The organism is Pseudomonas sp. RIT-562, from assembly GCF_026241895.1.
Lineage (GTDB): Bacteria > Pseudomonadota > Gammaproteobacteria > Pseudomonadales > Pseudomonadaceae > Aquipseudomonas > Aquipseudomonas mandelii_F.
Window position 1 is genome coordinate 49,593 of record NZ_JAPJIV010000022.1, and the last position, 18,615, is coordinate 68,207.

General features: G+C 60.8%; 13 protein-coding genes. 5 read left to right on the forward strand and 8 right to left on the reverse strand.

All coding sequences use genetic code 11. From position 1 onward, the window contains the following. Nucleotides 1–197 precede the first annotated feature (197 nt). The 4 genes from ORL50_RS22820 to ORL50_RS22835 form a co-directional block, all read right to left on the reverse strand. On the reverse strand, nucleotides 198–1,892 hold the full coding sequence (locus ORL50_RS22820; protein WP_266018235.1) for an FAD-binding protein: 1,695 nt from the start codon (nucleotides 1,890–1,892) through the stop codon (nucleotides 198–200). An 8-nt stretch (nucleotides 1,893–1,900) separates the two neighbouring features. Continuing rightward, a complete protein-coding gene (locus ORL50_RS22825) occupies nucleotides 1,901–3,616 on the reverse strand; it encodes an FAD-binding protein (RefSeq protein ID WP_266018237.1) in 1,716 nt (571 codons plus the stop codon). Between the two features lie 57 nt (nucleotides 3,617–3,673). After that, nucleotides 3,674–5,242, reverse strand: a complete 1,569-nt coding sequence (locus ORL50_RS22830) for an amidase (RefSeq protein ID WP_266018239.1) — start codon at nucleotides 5,240–5,242, stop codon at nucleotides 3,674–3,676. A 72-nt stretch (nucleotides 5,243–5,314) separates the two neighbouring features. After that, a complete protein-coding gene (locus tag ORL50_RS22835) occupies nucleotides 5,315–6,751 on the reverse strand; it encodes a coniferyl aldehyde dehydrogenase (RefSeq protein ID WP_266018241.1) in 1,437 nt (478 codons plus the stop codon). A 198-nt stretch (nucleotides 6,752–6,949) separates the two neighbouring features. On the opposite strand from ORL50_RS22835, the gene ORL50_RS22840 reads away from it, so the two are divergent. From ORL50_RS22840 to ORL50_RS22860, 5 genes are all read left to right on the forward strand, one after another. Then, nucleotides 6,950–7,933, forward strand: a complete 984-nt coding sequence (locus ORL50_RS22840) for a flavin reductase family protein (RefSeq protein ID WP_266018243.1) — start codon at nucleotides 6,950–6,952, stop codon at nucleotides 7,931–7,933. Then, nucleotides 7,930–9,258, forward strand: a complete 1,329-nt coding sequence (locus ORL50_RS22845) for a spinster family MFS transporter (RefSeq protein WP_266018245.1) — start codon at nucleotides 7,930–7,932, stop codon at nucleotides 9,256–9,258. Before ORL50_RS22840 ends, ORL50_RS22845 begins: the two co-directional genes overlap by 4 nt. 39 nt (nucleotides 9,259–9,297) lie before the next feature. Beyond that, nucleotides 9,298–9,930 carry a TetR/AcrR family transcriptional regulator gene (locus tag ORL50_RS22850; RefSeq protein ID WP_266018246.1) on the forward strand — a complete coding sequence of 211 codons (633 nt, stop codon included), beginning with the start codon at nucleotides 9,298–9,300 and terminating at the stop codon, nucleotides 9,928–9,930. Nucleotides 9,931–10,026: 96 nt separating this feature from the next. Further along, on the forward strand, nucleotides 10,027–11,157 hold the full coding sequence (locus ORL50_RS22855; protein ID WP_266018248.1) for a carbon-nitrogen hydrolase family protein: 1,131 nt from the start codon (nucleotides 10,027–10,029) through the stop codon (nucleotides 11,155–11,157). A 3-nt stretch (nucleotides 11,158–11,160) separates the two neighbouring features. Further along, complete coding sequence (locus tag ORL50_RS22860) at nucleotides 11,161–12,201, forward strand: AraC family transcriptional regulator (RefSeq protein WP_266018250.1); 1,041 nt, start codon at nucleotides 11,161–11,163, stop codon at nucleotides 12,199–12,201. Between the two features lie 304 nt (nucleotides 12,202–12,505). Here the strand turns inward: ORL50_RS22860 and ORL50_RS22865 are convergent, their stop codons facing one another. From ORL50_RS22865 to lon, 4 genes are all read right to left on the reverse strand, one after another. Then, nucleotides 12,506–13,366: a DUF2242 domain-containing protein gene (locus tag ORL50_RS22865; protein ID WP_266018252.1), complete on the reverse strand. Its 861-nt coding sequence runs from the start codon at nucleotides 13,364–13,366 to the stop codon at nucleotides 12,506–12,508. Nucleotides 13,367–13,673: 307 nt separating this feature from the next. Further along, nucleotides 13,674–15,545: a SurA N-terminal domain-containing protein gene (locus ORL50_RS22870; RefSeq protein ID WP_266018254.1), complete on the reverse strand. Its 1,872-nt coding sequence runs from the start codon at nucleotides 15,543–15,545 to the stop codon at nucleotides 13,674–13,676. Nucleotides 15,546–15,779: 234 nt separating this feature from the next. Beyond that, nucleotides 15,780–16,052 (reverse strand): HU family DNA-binding protein, encoded by a 273-nt coding sequence (locus ORL50_RS22875; RefSeq protein WP_002552737.1) that lies wholly within the window; start codon nucleotides 16,050–16,052, stop codon nucleotides 15,780–15,782. Between the two features lie 148 nt (nucleotides 16,053–16,200). Beyond that, nucleotides 16,201–18,597 (reverse strand): endopeptidase La, encoded by a 2,397-nt coding sequence (gene lon / locus ORL50_RS22880; protein ID WP_266018255.1) that lies wholly within the window; start codon nucleotides 18,595–18,597, stop codon nucleotides 16,201–16,203. Nucleotides 18,598–18,615 lie beyond the last annotated feature (18 nt).

The window sequence follows — 18,615 nt, forward strand, 5'->3', positions numbered from 1 at the left end:
TGTAACCCGAGGCGCCCGCAAAACCCGTAGGAGCCTGGCTTGCCGGCGATGGCGGCCGTGAAATCGTTATCGCCGGCAAGCCGGACTCCTACAATGTTTGGGCATGGCATGTAACCCGAGGCGCCCGCAAAATCCGTAGGAGCCTGGCTTGCCGGCGATGGCGGCCGTGAGATCGCCATCGCCGGCAAGCCGGGCTCCTACATCACGTTCTCGTGGATCGGCTGCGCTGGTTGACCCTGTCTGCGGGCGACAGCGGCGCCGGCACGGCGGCCGGAAAATACACAGTCGGCCAGGGACAGGCCGCTGATGTACAAGTGCGAAGGAATGCCCAGGGCACTGCGGCCGGCTGCATACAAACCGGCGATTGCCTGGCCCTGCTCATCCAGTACCGCGCCGCTGCGCTCGTCCACCCGCAGCCCGCCGAGCGTCAGCGCTCCCAGCGGAAACACCGGGTTGGTCACGGAGATATCACAGGCATAGAACGGCCCCTGATCGAGCACCTGGCGCCCACCTTCAGACTTGCCAAACGGCTCCGGCGCTTCGCCACGGGCGGCGGCGTTGGCCGCCAGCACCGAGTCACGCAGCACCGCGGGGTCCATGGACGTTGCGCTGGCCAGCTCCGTCAGGCTCTTGCCCTTGCGCACCTTGAACAGCATCAGCGCCAGGGCCGGAAAGCTCTGGAACCACCAGTAACCACCGAACAACGCCTCGCGAATGGCTTTCCTGCGCAACGGCGCATCCAGTATCAGCCAGGCTTTGCCGCCCTGCTCTTCCATCAAGGGCTGACCCAGCGTGGCGCCATAGACTTCCTCATTGCAGAAGCGCCGCCCCTCGCGATTGACCACGATGCCTTTGTGCCAACTGTATGGCGGGTTGAGGAAACGCCAGGCCGATACCCGTTCGAGCCCACGCCCCTGGCCGCCGACACTGGCCCCCAGGCGTAAACCGCTACCATCGCAGCCGGTCGCGCCGACCTTGAAGTTGCGCCGGAACTTCGGCGCATGCTGCTCCAGCAACTGGCGATTGAAGATGAAACCGCCGGTGCTCAGGATCACCCCGTCGCGCGCCCGCACTCGCCGCGGACGGGCGAAATCGCGTTCGAGCTGGCAGACCTTTGCCCGCAGTTTGTTGCAATAGCCCGGTGCGAAATTCTGCAAGCGTTCGGCGCGGGCCGCCAGTCGCGCATGCAGCTGCGCTTCTTTGCTGCCTTCGGGCAGACACCAGAACTCGACACCGAGCACGCGCCCCTGCGAATCCACCACCAGTCGCCGCGCTGCCGCCTGCAACAGCGCACGCGCTCCGGCTTTCAGGCACGCGGCCTTGAGATGGGCATACAGCACTGCTCCGCCCTGGCCTTTGCCGACGGTGCGGTGACCCCGTGGTGCGGGGGGTAAAGGGCCGCCATGAGCGGGCACCAGTTCATTGCCCGAGTAGTAGAGGAAGTAGCCGTCTTGCGGGTACGACGTTTTGCCGCCCGGCGGCATCTGATGTGAGTAGGGGGCGCCGTGGCTTTCCAGCCATTCAAGGTTGCGGACGCTGTCCGTGCAAAACCGGCGCAGAGTCTCGTCGCTGACCACGTTCTGCGTTTCGTGCCGCAGGTAATCGAGCATGGCTTCGGGGCTGTCGTTGAACCCCGCCGCCTGTTGATGGCGAGTGCCGCCACCGGCGTACACCACCCCGCCACTCTTGGCGCTGGCACCACCACCCGTGAAACGGTCGGCAATCAGCACATCGGCGCCCTGAGCGCGAGCTTCGAGCGCCGCGCAAGCACCGGCCGCGCCCCAGCCAACCACCAGCACATCGCATTGCTCGTCCCAGTGCACGCTTTCCCCGTCAGCCACCTGCAAGGGCGGCTGCACGTCGGTGCTGGGGAGATTATCGGAAATGGACATCTGCCCTCCTAGGACTTGCGGGCCAAATGGTTGGCAGCGACATAAGCGAAGGTCATCGCCGGCCCCAGGGTGCCGCCGGCACCGGGATAGCTGGTGCCCATCACCGACGCCGAACAGTTGCCAATGGCGTACAACCCGTCAATGGCCGTGCCGTCCTCGCGCACCACCTGGGCATGCTCATTGGTCAGCAGGCCACCCTTGGTGCCGATGTCTCCGGCATCCAGGCGCATGGCGTAAAACGGGCCCTTGCGCAGGGGTGCCAGGCAGGGGTTCGGCTTGACGTTGCTGTCCCCGTAGTACCGGTCGAAGACATTGCCGCCCCGGGCGAAGTCCAGGTCCACGCCGGAATCGGCATAACGGTTGATCTTGTCCGCCGTGGTTTCCAGACCCGCGGGGTCAATGCCGATCTGCCGGGCCAGGCCCGCCAGGGTGTCGTCCTTCCAATACAGGTTGTTCAGCCACTCCTTGCGCAGGCGGCTGTCGGGCATGATCTGGCCAGGCATCAACGGGCCCATGGCATAGTTGAAACGGAAGCTGGCATCAAAAATCACCCAGGCCGGCACTGACCTTCCGCCGGTCTTCTGATTGTCCTGATGCATGGCATCGACGAACTCCAGGTACGGTGCCGCTTCGTTGACAAAGCGCTGCCCAAGGCCATTGACCACGATCGCGCCGGGGAATGCGCGCTCGGCGAAGATCCCCCGGGGTTTTTCTTCCCCGGGTACGGCGATCGTCGGCGCCCACCAGGCCCAATCCAGCAACGCGGTCGCCGCCCCTTGCTCAATGCCGGCGATGAGCGCCGCGCCGGTGTTGTTGCCCGGCGGTGTCGCGCTCCAGGCCTTGCGACTGGGTTTGGGCAAGTACTGGTCACGCAGGGACTGGTTCTGTTCGAAGCCACCCGAGGCGAGGATCACCCCGTGGCGCGCGTACAGTTGCCGTTCACTGCCGTCACGCTGCACGGTAATGCCACTCACCCTACCGTTGTCAGTGATCAGCGCGGAAAAATCGGTGTTGAGCCATAGCGGCACGTTGCGGTCCATCAGCGAGCGGCGCAACGAAGCGACCAGCGAACTGCCCAGGGAGGCGCGACGGTCGATCTTGCTCTTGCTCTTGCGCCGCCAGCTGAAGTCCAGCTTGTAACGCAGCATCAGTTTCATGATCAGCAGGCGCCAGCCGAAACTGCGCGCCATGACCTTGTGCGCGTCTCGCGCAGTCCAGGCGATGCATCCCATCAACAGGGTTGAAGGCGACGGCTTGCGTAAGTTCGCCAGTTCGTCACCCAGCAGGCTGGTGTCGAACAGCTCCGGGTCCAGCGTTCGCCCTCCCGCGAGGGAACCCGGCAGGTGCGGATAATAATCAGGGTACTTGGCGGCAACTGCGTAACGCACCCGGCTGATGCGGGTGAGCGCTTCGATCATCTTTGGCGCGTTATCCAGATAGGCACGCAGCCGCACTTCATCCACATGCTCGCCTGCCGCCGCTTTCAGGTAGGTCAGCGCCGAGGCATAGCTGTCGTTGCTGCTGATGCGGGAGAAGTAGTGGTTGTTGGGAATCCAGATGCCGCCCCCGGAGATTGCCGAAGTGCCGCCGTACTGAGCGCTTTTTTCCACCACCAGTACGCTTAAACCCTGGTCGGCGAGGAACACCGCCGAAGTCATCGCACCTGCGCCCGAACCGACGACAATTACGTCGTAGTGGGTCTGAGACTGAACTTGAGCCGTCATTGTTGTTATGCCATTAGCTGAGGTCAGAAAACCGCCGCCGACGCAGCGGGGTTTGGGTTATACAGAGGCGCGTTTCGCGGCCCATGGGTGAGCCTGTTCCAGCTGGCTGGCCAGACGCAGCAGCACGTCCTCCCCGCCCAGTTGCGCGGTGAACATCATGCCCACCGGCAAGCCGTTGTCGCTCTGGCCCAAAGGCAGGGAGATAGCCGGCTGGCCGCTGACGTTGGCGACCACGGTGAAGCCGGCGCTGCCCATTGCGTGGTGGGCGTAGCTGTCCCAGGGCTGGTCAAGGGACAACAGGCCGAGTTGCGGGGTCAGGCTGCCGGTGACGGGTGACAGGATCACGTCAAAACGTTCGAAGTGCCGTTCCATGATGGCGCTGACACTTTCGAACGCCTGCCGCGCGCGGAACAGGTCTGCGCCACTGGTGCCTTTGGAGCGTTCCAGGTTGACCAGGGTGATCTTTTCCAGATCCGCTGCAGTCACAGCCCGTCCAAGCACCTGTTCGCGTTCGTGGATCTGCACGCGCAAGGCCGTGCCGAGCGCCGTGCCATGGGCGCCGAACAACTGGCGCGGATCGACGTTCAGGCTCAACTCATCCACCTCATGCCCGAGGGCCAGCAGTTGCTTGATGGTCTGTTCGAGCGTGGCGGCAATGGCCGGCTCCAGTGGTGCACCAGTCAGTGATTGGCGCACCACGGCGACGCGCAGTTTGCCCGGATCACGTTGCAGTTCTTCCACATAGGGCCGGACCAGCGGCGGGCACCAGTAAGCACTGCCCGCTTCGTGGCCTTGGCCGGCATCGAGAAACAACGCGGTATCGCGCACGGTGCGCGACACGACATTGGCCACGCTGGCGCCAAACGCGCCTTCAAAATGCAGCGGCCCGCTGGGGGTGCGATAACGGCTGGGCTTGAGCCCGACCACGCCGCAGTACGAAGCCGGAATCCGGATCGAGCCGCCGCCATCGGTGGCGTGCGCCACGGGAACGATCCCCGCCGCTACTGCAGCCGCCGAGCCACCGGAGGATCCGCCGGCACTCATGGCCAGGTTCCAGGGGTTGTGTGTCTGGCCCCAGGCCAGGGACTCAGTGGTGGTGGTCAAGCCGAACTCGGGGGACGTGGTCTTGCCGAACGGCACCGCCCCGGCCTGTTGATAGCGGGCGATCAAGGTACTGGTGCGGGCGGCGGCGGGTGAATCCTTGAAAAACCGGCTGCCGTTACTGGTGATCGTGCCCTGCAGCGAGGTGTTCAAGTCCTTGAACAGCAACGGCACACCCGCGAGGGAGCCCTGGTCATGGCTGCCGGCAGCGCGGCGCTGCGCCAGCAATGTGCGCGCGTAGTCCTCATGCAGCATGTTCACGGCGTTGATCCGGGCATTGACCTCGTTGTAACGGGACAGCGCCGCGGCCAACAGATCTTCGGCGCTCAACTCGCCACTGCGGATGGCCTGGCTCATGGCCCAGGCGTCCATCGACTGATAGTCGCTGGCCGCAAGCCCCTGCGCGCGGGCGTCGGCAAAACGCCCCAGAAGGCCGACGCCGATTGCGACGGCACCGGCCTTGAGCACGCTGCGGCGCGGCCAGTCGGTGATGGAATTGAGTGGTGCGGACTCGTGGTTATCCATGGTAATGCTCGCGCCCTGGTTGATTGTTATTTTGCGAAGTGCACTGTTGCTTCGGGAAACCCTGAGCTGACGTCAGTCGCGAGTGACCCCGGCCAACATGGTCGCCAGGTAGTGCTCGCCATACGGCGGCAGCAGCCCCCACTCGCGGCGCGGGTCGTGAGCTGGCGCCTTGAACACGGTGCGCATGTGACTGAATTCGAGAAAGCCTTCACGGCCATGGTAGTGGCCCATGCCCGAGGCACCGATTCCACCGAACGGCGCATCATGCAGGGCCGCGTGCATCATCACGTCGTTGATGGTGACCCCGCCGGACACGGTGTTTTCCAATACGTGACGTTGCTCCTGTGCGTCCTCGCCAAAGTAATACAGCGCCAGGGGATGTGGCCGTGCGTTGATTTGCGCGATCACCTGATCGAGGTCGCCATAGCTGAGCACCACCATGGCCGGGCCAAAGATTTCTTCTTGCATGATCAGGCTGTCCGAGGCCGGATCAACCACCACCCGCAACGGCCGACGACGCTCTTGTGCAGCCACCGGCAACGGTTCTGGCAGGCACTCGATGCGGGCACCGCGTGACTCGGCGTCGCGCACCAGGCCTTCGACCCGATCGAGGTGGCGCTGGTTGACTACCGCGACCACGTCCGGGTTGCCGACCACCGTCGGATTGAGGTCGCGGTAAGCCCCGCGCAGGGCATCGAGGAACGATTCCAGTTGAGCCTTGGGCACGTAGACCAGGTCCGGATTGATGCAGATCTGCCCGGCATTGGTGGACTTGCCCGCCGCAATGCTGAACGCAACCTTGTTCAGGTCGGCAGTGCGCGAAACGATCACCGGTGACTTGCCACCCAGCTCCAGGGTGACCGGCACCAGGTTTTTTGCAGCGTTGCCCATGATGTGCCGACCTATCGCCGTGCCGCCGGTGAACACCAGGTGGTCGAAAGGCTGGCTGCTGAAAGCTTCACCCAGTGCCTGCCCGCCATTCACCACCGCGACCACCAGCGGATCCATGTGCCGGGCACACAGTTGCGCCACCAGCTCGGCCGTGCGCGGCACCACTTCCGAAGGTTTGAGAATCGCCCGGTTACCGGCGGCAAGCGCCGAGGCCAGCGGGCTGAACAAGGTATACAGCGGCGCGTTCCAGGTGCCCATGATGCCCACCGTGCCTTTGGGCTGATGCATGACCCAGGCCCGGGCGCCGAGCTGGTCATAGGGAGAAAACATTTCGCGCGGCTCGTCCTGCATCCACTCCTGCAGATGGTCACGGGCGTACTTGAGGGAAGCGAGGGAACCAAGCACATCATTCATCAAGGAAAAACCGGCAGGCCGCCCGCCAAAGTCCTGATCGATCGCCGTGGTCAGCGCCGCATGATTGTCGACCAACAGGTCGATGACTTGCTGCAGACGCTGGCGACGGGTTTCGGCGCTGACGCTGCCGGCACTGGCAAAGGCGCTTTGCTGTTGCGCCAGCAGGCTGGAAAGGACTTGGACAGAAGACGTGTCTGAACTCATTGTTATCCCCTTGCAGGTTGGCTCGATGGCCGGTGAGCGCCCGATGCGCCTGGCGCCACCCTAGCTGCGCGAACCGCTGCCGCGCCTCGTCCAATCGGACGAGGTTGCTGCATTAGTGTTAGTCCGTTGAGACGATGTTCAGCCCGCGCATTCACTCAATACTGGCCATACGAAAATCCCCACTCCATGAGGCCAGTCATGGCAATGCAAAACACCAGCTTCGATCCCCAGGCATTTCGTGCCGCGCTCGGCACGTTCACTACCGGGGTCACGATCATCACCACCCACACCGAAGACGGCTCGCCGGTAGGCATTACTGCCAACAGCTTCAATTCGGTATCACTCAACCCGCCACTGGTGCTCTGGAGCCTGTCCAAACAAGCGCGCAGCCTGCCGATTTTCAGCAGCGGCAAGCACTGGAACGTGCACGTGCTGTCCACCGAGCAGGAGACCCTGTCGGGACGCTTCGCCACCCAGGGCGAAAACAAGTTCGCCGAAATCGAACTGGACAGCGGCGTCAGTGCCGCACCGCTGCTGCAGGATTGCACGGCGCGTTTCCAGTGCCGCACGGCGTTCCAGTACGAAGGCGGCGATCACGTGATCTTTGTCGGCGAAGTCCTCGCCTTCGATCACAGCGACCGTCCCCCGCTAGCGTTCCAGAGCGGTCAATACGCCCTGGCGACACGCAAGCCACGCAGCGAACTGCGCCTGGCGACCACACCGCCGCCACCCGAATGCAGCTACACCGAGGACCTGCTCGGCTACCTGCTGGGGCGCGCCCACTACCAGGCGCTCAATGCGCTGCGGCAACTGTTGAACAGTCAGCAACTGGACGAACAAACGTTTTTTATCCTGTCGATCCTGTGCATTCGCGACAACATGACGCTCGATGAAATCAATACTTTCGTGACATACACCGGTCGCGAAGTGACGCTGGCCAGCATGCGTTTTCTCGAGCGCCAGCGCCTGGTGGCGTTCGAGGGTTCGGCTGAGTCGCTGCGCTTCGTTCTTACGGCCCAGGGCCGTGAAGTGTCATTGCACCAACTGGCGTTGGCCAAGGCCGTTGAAGAAGACCTCTCGGCCAAGTTGGGAGCTGCCGACGCCCAAGCCCTGAAAGTTTTGCTCAAGCGCGCGATTGTCGTCAGTGACCCCGGCTTGCCGGATTTGTGGGCTCCGCGATGACCGCTCGCGCAGGCGTGTTGCCACCGGCCACGGTCGGCTGGGGCAGCCACGGCTTGCTGGTGCTGTTGGCCCTGGTGTTTGCCGACAATTTTGTCGGCAGGCAGATACTCGCGGTGATGGTCGAACCGATCAAAGCCGAATTCGCTATCAGCGATACTGCAATCGGGCTGATCTCGGGGCTGGCGTTTGCGTCGGTTTATGCGCTGGTCGGGTTGCCAGCGGGCCGGCTGGTCGATCGCATGCCGCGTACGCGCCTGCTGGCGATGTCTTGCCTGCTCTGGGCCGTCGCGACCATGGCCTGCGGGTTGGCTGGCAGCTTCATGGCGCTGGCCGTGGCACGGATGCTGGTGGCCGTCAGCGAATCGCCGACCACATCGGCGTCGCTGTCGTTGATCGCCGATCTGTATCCGCCACAACGGCGCTCTTTCGCCATCAGTTGTTTTACCGCAGCACCGACGTTTTCCTCGATCGTCGGCTTGAGCATTGGCGCCTGGGTAGTCCAGCACTACGGCTGGCGCAGCGGCTTCATTGCCCTGGCCCTGCCGGGCCTGGCGTTCAGCGCGATTCTTGGTTTTTTTGTGCGCGAGCCTAAGCGTGGCCGCTGGGACCTTGCCCCACAGCCCCATACACAACCTGCACTGCTGAGCATGGGCGCCGAAGCCCGCAAGTTGTGGGCCTTGCCTGCCTACCGTTGCCTGATTCTTGCCGGCGGCCTGACCACCTTGAGCGCCTATGCCATTGCCATGTGGAACACCAGTTTCCTGATGCGCTCCCACGGCTTGTCGCTGCAACATGCCGGACTCCTGGTGGGCGTAGTTTGCGGTGTCTGCGCTGGCACCGGCGGCCTGTTCAGTGGCTGGTTGAGCGACCGCCTGTGCCGCCGCCATCCACACTGGCAAGTGTCCATTCCAATACTCGGCCACCTGCTCGGTCTCTGCGCGCTGGCCCCTTATCTGCTCTGGTCCGATGCCCTGCTGATGCACCTGGGTGATGTACCGATTCCAGTGGCCATGCTCTGGTGTGCCCTGTATGCCTTTTTTGCCGTGTGGTGGGTCGCCCCTTCATACAACTTGGTTACGCAGCTGGTGCCGGCCAATCGACGGGGTAGCGCCATGGCCTTGCAGACCATCATCAGCACGCTTTTAGGAGTGGGTGTCGGCCCGCTGATGACCGGGTTGTTCAGTGACATGCTGCAACCTGTGTTGGGCCAGCAATCACTGCGGTACGCGCTGTTGCTGGTCAACCTGCCGGTGATTTTCTCGGTGTTGTTGCTGATGCGTACCGCGCATCACGCGCGCGCAACGGGCTATCGCCATGCTGAGTAATTTGCCCACTCCGTTGTTTTCTCCAGATGACGAATTCATATGCCCGCCACTAACGCCTTAGCCAGTCCACTCCATAGCGCCCGCGACCGCCTGCTCGACGCCGCCCTGGAACTCTTCGCCACCCGGGGTTTCCAGGCCATAGGTTTACGCGATCTGGCGAGCCATGTCGGGCTGCATGCCGGATCGCTCTATCATCACTTCGAGAATAAACAGTCGCTGTTATACGAGTTGATAGAGTCCGCATTAACGGATCTATTGTCCGATACTGTGGGACGAATCAAAGGAATACGTAGCCCTGGCAAGCGCTTGAACCTGTTCATTCAAGCCTTCACGGCTTTTAATCTGAATGAAAAATACCGATTGACGCTGATTACCCACGAGTTTGCCAATCTTGATCAACAACAGCAGCTGCGGATCATCCAGCTGAAAAACACTTACTCATCCGTGTTGCGCAACATCATCGCCGAGCTTAACCGCAGCGCCAGCAAGCCCGCCGGGGAATCTTGCCCAAGCACCAGTGCAATCATTTTAGTTTTATTTGGCCAGACGCATTGGTACGCCTTGGAAACCCGTGAATCGCAGCTCAGTGAAATACTCTTGAATGTTGCTATTTGTATTATTTCAAATAACAAAAAACCGCAATCAAATATGCCAGTACCCCGGGATTGTTGAATCAGCATTAATGAACGACTGGTCCTTTACGGTAGAACCGAGCAGCTTATTAATGCAAAATCGTAAACCCTGCACGCGGCTGTTGACTGTTTTCCCATGCGCAAACTTCTGTACCTGACCTTCTCCATGGCATTGATTGCCGCCCTCACGACCTACGCAATGTGGGCCGCAGACCGTCCGGTGGGGCATTACCTCTCCGACCTGCGCATCGATCTCGCCGTTGACCAGGGCACCCCGGGTAATCAGGGCAACCTGCTGGGCATTCAGCCCGAACTGTTCCCTACTGACTATCAGAGCCCGGCGCGCCTGCATCGCAAACTCGCGGCCTATCTGCAAAAAGCCCAGGCACAGGGCCTGCTCAACGATAAAACCATCGTCGTGCTGCCGGAACACGTCGGCACCTGGCTGATGGTGAGTGGCGAAAAGGACGAGCTGTACCAGGCCACCACGCTGAAAGAAGCGATGAACTGGCTGGCGGCGAGTAACCCCTTGAAGTTCGCCCGGGCGTGGATCAGCGCCGAAGGTGAGAACCGTCTGGACGACGCGCATCTGCGCATGAAGGCCAAGGGTATGGCCAAGGACTATCAGGCGCTGTTCGGTGGCCTGGCTAAAGAATTCAAGGTGACCCTGGTCGCCGGCTCCATCGTGCTGCCGGAACCCAGCGTGATCGACGGCAGGTTGAAAATCGGCCATGGCGCGCTGTTCAACAGCAGCGTGGTATTTGGTCGCGACGGATTGCCGATTGGCCAGCCGCAACGGCAGATCCACCCCGTGTTTGATCAGAGTGATGTGCTCGCTGCCAACGGCGAGCACGCGATGAATGTCGTCGACACTCCGGCTGGACGCCTGGGCGTGTTGATCGGCAGTGACAGCTGGTACCCGGACAACTACCGCAAGCTCAACGAACAGCACGCGCAACTGGTTGCCGTGCCGGCCTATGTCGCCGGCCGCGGGGCGTGGGATAAACCATGGCGCGGCTACAAGGGCCTGGCGACTCCCAGCTCGGTCAGTCTCAAGGCCGGTGAGCTCAGTGAAGGTCAGGCGTGGCAACGTCTGACGCTGACCGCGCAACCGCCGAGCAGCCAGGCCATTGGCGGCATGAGCGTGTTCCTGCGTGGTCAGTTCTGGGACAAAGGCAGCGCCGGTCATAGCTTCCTCAGCAGCAACGGCCAGCATTTCGCCGACGGTGATGCCCGTGGCGCGCGACTGCTGAACCTTTGGTTGTAAGCCATGAAACCGCGGCCGATGCGCCTTGGGGACCTGTCGGTGGGCTTCGTCCACAGTTTGGCCGATGCGGTGCGTAGCCACGACCTTGACCCGCAACCCCTGCTCGAACAGTACGGCCTGGACGCCGCCCGCTTGAGCGAAGCCGGGGCTCGATTATCGATTCCGCGCTACATGCGCCTGGGCCACAGCGCCATTCAACTGACCGCTAATCCCGCGCTGGGCCTGCGCATGGGCCAGCTCAGTCGCCTGAGTCAGGCCGGGCTGGCAGGCATCACTGCCGCACAGGCGCCGACTGTGCGTGAAGGCGCACGTTGCCTAATTCGTTTTGAAGCCTTGTACGGGTCCAATTATCGTGGCCAGTCGAGCTTTCACGAGGACGCCAAGGGAGCATGGTTGCGGTTCTATTCCATCAGCCCCTACAACAGCTATAACCGCTTCGTGGTGGATTCGATCATCTCTGGCTGGTTGCATCAGCTGTCGAGCCTCAGCCCTGCCCCGTTGCGCGCCGAACGCATCGAGGTCGAGTTCGACACGCCAGATTACGCTCAGGCTTATGCACAGCTGGGTGACTGCCCCATTCAGTTTGGCAGCGAACATAACCAGTTGCGCCTGAGCCTCGCCAGTCTCGGCCAGCGCAACCCGGAGCACTGCCCCAGCACCTGGCGCCACCTGTTGCAGCTGTGCGAACGGGAACTGGAACAATTGACCCGCACTCGCAGCCTGCGTGAACGCATCACTCAGCTGCTGGGGCCGTTGTTGAATGGTGGCCGGGAACCCGACCTGGAGGAAGTGGCGGCGCGCCTGAAGCTGCCCACCTGGACCTTGCGGCGCAAGCTTGCCGAGGAAGGCACGCAATTTCGCGCAATCCTCAACGACACCCGTCGCGACTTGGCCATGACCTACATTCGTGACACCGAACTGGCATTCGGGGAAATCGCCTATCTGCTGGGCTTCGCTTCAGCCGAAGCCTTTCAGCGGGCGTTCAAACGCTGGAGCGGCCAGACCCCCGGCGAGTTTCGCCGAAGCCATCGCCAATCCGCCTGACGCCTAGAGCTCGGTCGCGTCTTCAGCAGGTTCCAGCGGGTCGAGTTCAAATGCCTGATACTCGAGCAGTTCTTCTTGATATTCGTCCATTGTTACGTCCCTCACTGCTCGTTAAAAAAAATGCCTGAATAAATGACCAGCGCTTGCAGCATAAAGTGCCCGCATGAAAGAAAAATGACGCAGGCACGACCGCTCGGCAACTCCTCAATAAAACGTAGCAGGGGTCGAGGAATTTATCGCAGGTATTTTTCGAGACAGGCCGCAGAACTGCGGCCTGGGTGACGCGGATCATTTTATCTGGAGGTTACTGGGGCATGGCCGGGATCGGTTCGCTGGGAGGCGGCAGGTCCGATTGAGGTGGTGGTGTAACAGTTTCTTGCGTAGCCGGCGCAGGTTCGCTGGTTTCAACCGGCGTGATCGGCGCCGCGTCGGCCGGTGGTGCGACTGGCTCTGAAGCTGCCGGGGTGGGCTCGACCGCAGGTTCCGCTACCGGTGCGGCGGCGGGTGCCGGCTCGGCGGCGGGGGCTGAGGTTGCCGCTGGTGTTGTTGTCGGTGCCAATGCTGCCGGCGCGGCCTTGGTTTCAGGCATGCCCAGATCGGTTTTCGGCTTTTCCGGAATGTGCGCGGCTTTTTTTGCTTCCGGTGGCAGGAACAGCTCGACCAAGGCAAAAAAGCGTTCGTAGAACTTGGCGGACGATACCGTCTCGCTGGCCACCTTGACCATCGAGTCATCGGACGAACCGATCGGCATCGACACCGAACCCAACACACCAACGCCCAGGCTGGCGGAGTTGTTGGTCTTCTTCAAGGCATAACGGTCCTGCAGGGCGTTGGCGAACATCGTCGCATGGTGCCCTTCGCTACCGTCATCGGCACACACCACACTGAAGCTGATCTCCATGTGGGTTTCGCCAGTCTGCTGAAAGCTCTTGTGGCCACTCACCAGTTTTGGATCGCTGCTGGTGATGATATAGCCCTGGCTCAGCAGAGCCCGACGAGCGGCTTCGCAGCTTTGCGCATCCGTTACCGGGTAATTGCGTGAAAACGTTCCGGAGTCATCGAAGTTCTCATGCTCGTAGATGGCGGGTTTCTTCGACGAACAGCCGGCAGCAGCACCCAGCACCAACGCCAGCCCGACAACACGCATGGGAAATGATCTAAACATTGAACATCCTGAGGAAAACGGTTCGGGGCGTATTGTGCAACAGATCGATGCTTAGCGTCGCATCGATTGCGTCTTGTAACAATTACAGGTGCGTTGCAGCGCTGATTCGTATTGGGCGGGTGCATAGCCGTAGCGACCTTCGGGCCGATCAAGGCATCAAGCCGGCGCGCTGCGCGCACCTGTGGGAGCAAAGCTTGCTCGCGATTCGATGGTGGCCGTTACGCCATCATCGGTGCCACGCCGCTCCAAAAAAAAACCCCAGCCAATTGGCCGGGGTTCTTTGTCTAGCGTGAAGCTCGCTAAGGCATCAGAAACGCTTGATGTCCGCAGCGCTTTCCAGCTGTTTGCGGTACGCCGCAAAGTCCTGCTGGCCGATGCGCGACGCGAGGAAGCGGCGGTAATGAGCCTTTTCTTCGTCAGTCGGTGCAGCGGCTTCGTTGACGCCGTTCAGTCGCACGATCACCAGGCTACCATCCGCCAGGGTCACACTGCTGTAGGTCGGTTGGTCCTTGGCAGCCGGTTTCGGCATGCGGAACAACGCCTGCAACACAGCCGGGTCAACCCCTTCCTGCACGCGAGTGGCGGCTTCGATGACTTTCCAGCCTTGACCATCGATAGCCTTGTCCGCTGGAGCCTTGCCTTCGCGCAAGCTGGCGATCAGCTCATCAGCCTTGGTCTTGGCGGCAGCACTGGCGTGTTCCTTGGCCAACTGCGAACGAATGCTGGCATTGACACTTTCCAGCGGCAGTTGCGCAGGCTTCAGGTGTTCCTTGGCGCGCAGTACGACAACGGTTTCAGGATCCAGCTCGATGGCAGTGCTGTTGGCACCTTCATCCAGAACTTCCGGGCTGAATGCGGCAGTGACCACGGCACGACTGGCCGTGATTCCTTCGCCACCTTCACGGCCAAACGGCTTGGAGGTGTGCACGGTCAGCTTCAGGTCCTGCGCCGGCTGGGCCAGGTCAGAGGCTTCGAACGACGAGTCTTCGAGCTGCTTGGTAGCCTCGACGAAATGCTGTTCCACTTGCTGGGTTTTCAGCTCGCGGGTCAGCTTGTCCTTCAGGCTGGCAAGCGTCGGCACTTCAGGCGCTTCCACGCCCAGCAGCTTGATCAGGTGGAAACCGTAGTCGGTACGCACCGGTGCGGAAACCTGATCCTTGGTCAGCGTGTACAAAGCCGTTTCGAACGCCGGATCATAAACACCCGGGCCTGCGTAGCCGAGGTCGCCGCCGTTGCTCGCAGAACCTGGATCCTGGGAGAACTCCTTGGCCAATGCCTCGAACTTCTCGCCTTTAGCCAGACGAGCCTGAACTTCTTCGATCTTCGCCTTGGCTTGCGCCTCGGTGACCTTGTCGTTCACTTCGATCAGGATGTGCGCAGCGCGACGTTGCTCGGACAGGTTGGCGATCTCTTTTTGATACGCCGCCTGCAGGTCTTCGTCCTTGACGCTGACCTGATCGAAGAAGGACGACTTCTTCAATTCGATGTAGTCGATGACCACCTGGTCCGGCGTCATGAATTCCTTGGCGTGTTCGTCGTAGTAAGCCTTGACCTCTTCGTCAGTGAGCTTGACTGCCGCCGGATCGGCCTTGACATTCAACGTCGCGAAATCGCGGGTCTGTTTTTCCAGGCGAGCAAATGCAAGCACTTGGGCATCGGTGACAAAACCGCTACCCGCGAGGCCTGCACGCAATTGGCCGATCAACATTTCCTGAGTCAGCATCTGACGGAATTGCATCCGGCTGTAACCCAGTTGACGGATAACCTGATCGAAGCGCTCGGCGCTGAACTTGCCGTCTACCTGGAACTCAGGCGTCTGCAGGATCACCTGATCCAGAGCGGCTTCGGAAAATGCGAACTTCGAGTCCTGGGCACCCTGCAACAGCAGTTTGCGGTCGATCAGGCCCTTGAGCGCCGATTCGCGGAGCATTTTCTCGTCGAGCAGCGAAGCATCGAAATCCTTGCCCAGCTGTTGCATCAGCTGGCGGCGTTGCATATCGACCGCCTGGCTCAGCTCGCTCTGACTGATTTCTTCACCGTTGACCTTGGCCGCGTCCTGGCTGTTGCTCGTCGCCTGGAATATGGCTTCGACACCGGTGAACGCCATCAGTACAACGATGATCCCGATAATGGTTTTGGCAATCCAGCCTTGTGAATTGTCCCTGATATTCTGCAGCATGCGTCCCCCAGAAACGGTTGAACTTCAAAATTAGGCAACCGTGGAGCGTGGGTAGAATCCGGATAGAAGAAAGGCGCATCCGAGGATGCGCCTTCTCGTAACTGGCGGAGCGGACCGAGGGGATCGAACGTGCGACCCTCGGCGTCTCGGACCGGCGACTCGCCGTCTGGACTACCGCTCCGCTGCCAGGTCAGGCATGACCCCGACCCGGATAGGCAAAAACCTGAATCGAACTTAGTTGACAGCTTCTTTCAGCGCTTTACCGGCTTTGAAACCTGGTTTCTTGGCGGCTGCGATTTCCAGCGTCTTACCGGTCTGTGGGTTACGACCAATGCGAGCTGGACGGTCAGTCACGGAGAAAGTACCGAAGCCAACCAGAACAACGGAGTCGCCGGCCTTGAGAGCGCCAGTGACGGATTCGATTACAGCGTCCAGCGCACGGCCAGCAGCAGCTTTCGGGATATCAGCGGATGCAGCGATAGCATCAATCAGTTCCGACTTGTTCACTCTAAGTCCCCTTATATCTATTGAGTATGATTCTAAGTTTTTTGGTGAAAGCAAAAACGAGTGCTGAATGGCCTACAGACACTATAAGAGCCGCTTTATAACAAGGGCTCTAAAAAGCTGTCAAGGAAGCCCCTCAGGCAAATGCGTATTAATGCGTGCTAATTCTTTCCTTGGAATCGGACTCGCGTTTTTCATCCTTCGCGACAATCTCCGGAGCCACATCCGGCAAGGGCTCCGGCGCGTATTGCAGCGCAATTTGCAGGACTTCGTCAATCCATTTAACCGGTTTGATCTGCAGATCCGCCTTAATATTGTCCGGAATTTCCTTCAAATCACGCACGTTCTCTTCAGGAATGATCACGGTCTTGATTCCGCCGCGGTGTGCCGCGAGCAGTTTTTCCTTCAAACCGCCAATCGCCAGCACTTGGCCACGCAGGGTAATTTCGCCAGTCATGGCAACGTCCGCGCGTACCGGAATCCCGGTCAAGGCCGATACCAGGGCCGTGCACATGCCTACACCTGCGCTAGGGCCATCCTTCGGGGTCGCCCCTTCCGGCATGTGGATATGCGTGTCACGCTTCTCGTGGAAGTCCAGGGGAATCCCCAGGCTTTTGGCCCGGCTGCGCACAACCGTCAACGCTGCAGTGATCGACTCGACCATCACATCACCCAGGGAACCGGTCTTGATCAACTGGCCCTTGCCGGGAACGACTGCGGCTTCGATGGTCAGCAGCTCGCCGCCCACCTGGGTCCACGCCAGCCCGGTGACCTGACCGATCTGATCCTGTGATTCGGCCAGGCCGTAACGGAATTTACGCACGCCCAGGAAATGCTCCAGCATGTCGGCAGTGACCTTCACCGAGAAGCGTTTTTCCAATGCGTGTTCTTTGACCGCCTTGCGGCAAACCTTGGCAATCTGGCGCTCCAGCCCCCGCACACCGGCTTCGCGGGTGTAGTAGCGGATGATGTCGCGGATCGCTTCGGCGTCGAATTCCAGCTCGCCTTTCTTCAGGCCGTTGGCAGTGATCTGCTTGGGCGAGAGGTACTTGACGGCGATGTTGATCTTCTCGTCTTCGGTGTAGCCCGGCAGACGAATCACTTCCATCCGGTCGAGCAACGCCGGCGGGATGTTCATGGAATTGGAGGTGCACAGGAACATCACATCGGACAGGTCGTAGTCGACTTCCAGATAGTGATCGTTGAAATTATGGTTCTGCTCGGGGTCGAGCACTTCCAGCAGTGCCGACGCCGGATCGCCACGCATATCGCTGCCCATCTTGTCGATTTCATCGAGCAGGAACAGCGGGTTGCGCACGCCCACTTTTGTCATCTTTTGAATCAATCTTCCTGGCATCGAACCGATGTAAGTACGGCGATGGCCACGGATTTCCGCTTCATCACGCACGCCACCGAGGGCCATGCGCACGAATTTGCGGTTGGTCGCGTGGGCAATCGACTCTGCCAGGGACGTTTTACCCACACCAGGAGGACCGACCAGGCACAACACCGGACCACGAATCTTCTTCACGCGTTTTTGCACGGCGAGGTATTCGAGGATCCGCTCTTTGACTTCTTCCAGGCCGTAGTGATCGGCGTCGAGAATGTCTTCGGCGCGCGCGAGATCCAGGCGAACCTTGCTCTGCGCCTTCCACGGTACCTGCACCAGCCAATCGATGTAGGAACGCACCACGGTCGCTTCCGCAGACATTGGTGACATTTGTTTCAGCTTGTTCAGCTCACCCTGGGCCTTGGCCAAGGCGTCTTTTGGCAAGCCGGCAGCATCGATGCGCTTTTTCAGCTCTTCGATTTCGTTGTGGCCTTCGTCGCTGTCGCCGAGCTCTTTCTGAATGGCCTTCATCTGCTCATTCAGGTAGTACTCGCGCTGGCTGCGCTCCATTTGTTTTTTAACGCGACCGCGAATGCGTTTTTCGACCTGCAGCAGGTCGATCTCGGCATCCAGCAGGGCCAGAACGTGCTCGACCCGGGCCGACAGATCAATGATTTCGAGGATTTCCTGCTTCTGCTCGATCTTCAGGGCCATGTGCGCGGCCATGGTGTCGACCAGGCGGCCTGGCTCGTCGATGCTGTTGAGCGACGACAGGACTTCAGCCGGGACTTTTTTGCCCAACTGCACATATTGTTCGAACTGGGCCAGCAGGCTGCGAACGAAAACTTCCGATTCGCGCTCCGGGGCATCGACTTCGTCGATCAGGGAGACTTCTGCACGGCAGTGGCCGTCCACTTCGCTGAAGCGCTCGACGGCGCCCCGCTGCTCACCTTCGACCAGGACCTTGACCGTGCCGTCAGGCAGCTTGAGCAGCTGCAGGACAGTCGCAATGGTACCTACGCGATAAAGGGCGTCTTCACCGGGATCGTCGTCAGCAGGGTTTCTCTGGGCCAGCAGAAGGATCTGCTTGTCGCCCGTCATCGCTGCCTCGAGGGCTTCGATGGATTTCTCGCGCCCCACGAACAGCGGGATAACCATGTGCGGATAAACCACAACATCACGCAATGGCAGGAGAGGCAATTCGATGGTTGTCTTCATGATTTCGCCTCTACGGCG

Coding starts and splice junctions, on each gene's coding strand:
- ORL50_RS22870 (WP_266018254.1), bottom strand. CDS start 15,545: ATGCTGCAGAATATCAGGGACAATTCACAAGGCTGGATTGCCAAAACC.
- lon (WP_266018255.1), bottom strand. CDS start 18,597: ATGAAGACAACCATCGAATTGCCTCTCCTGCCATTGCGTGATGTTGTG.
- ORL50_RS22845 (WP_266018245.1), top strand. CDS start 7,930: ATGACCGCTCGCGCAGGCGTGTTGCCACCGGCCACGGTCGGCTGGGGC.
- ORL50_RS22830 (WP_266018239.1), bottom strand. CDS start 5,242: ATGGATAACCACGAGTCCGCACCACTCAATTCCATCACCGACTGGCCG.
- ORL50_RS22835 (WP_266018241.1), bottom strand. CDS start 6,751: ATGAGTTCAGACACGTCTTCTGTCCAAGTCCTTTCCAGCCTGCTGGCG.
- ORL50_RS22865 (WP_266018252.1), bottom strand. CDS start 13,366: ATGTTTAGATCATTTCCCATGCGTGTTGTCGGGCTGGCGTTGGTGCTG.
- ORL50_RS22855 (WP_266018248.1), top strand. CDS start 10,027: ATGCGCAAACTTCTGTACCTGACCTTCTCCATGGCATTGATTGCCGCC.
- ORL50_RS22825 (WP_266018237.1), bottom strand. CDS start 3,616: ATGACGGCTCAAGTTCAGTCTCAGACCCACTACGACGTAATTGTCGTC.
- ORL50_RS22840 (WP_266018243.1), top strand. CDS start 6,950: ATGGCAATGCAAAACACCAGCTTCGATCCCCAGGCATTTCGTGCCGCG.
- ORL50_RS22820 (WP_266018235.1), bottom strand. CDS start 1,892: ATGTCCATTTCCGATAATCTCCCCAGCACCGACGTGCAGCCGCCCTTG.
- ORL50_RS22850 (WP_266018246.1), top strand. CDS start 9,298: ATGCCCGCCACTAACGCCTTAGCCAGTCCACTCCATAGCGCCCGCGAC.
- ORL50_RS22860 (WP_266018250.1), top strand. CDS start 11,161: ATGAAACCGCGGCCGATGCGCCTTGGGGACCTGTCGGTGGGCTTCGTC.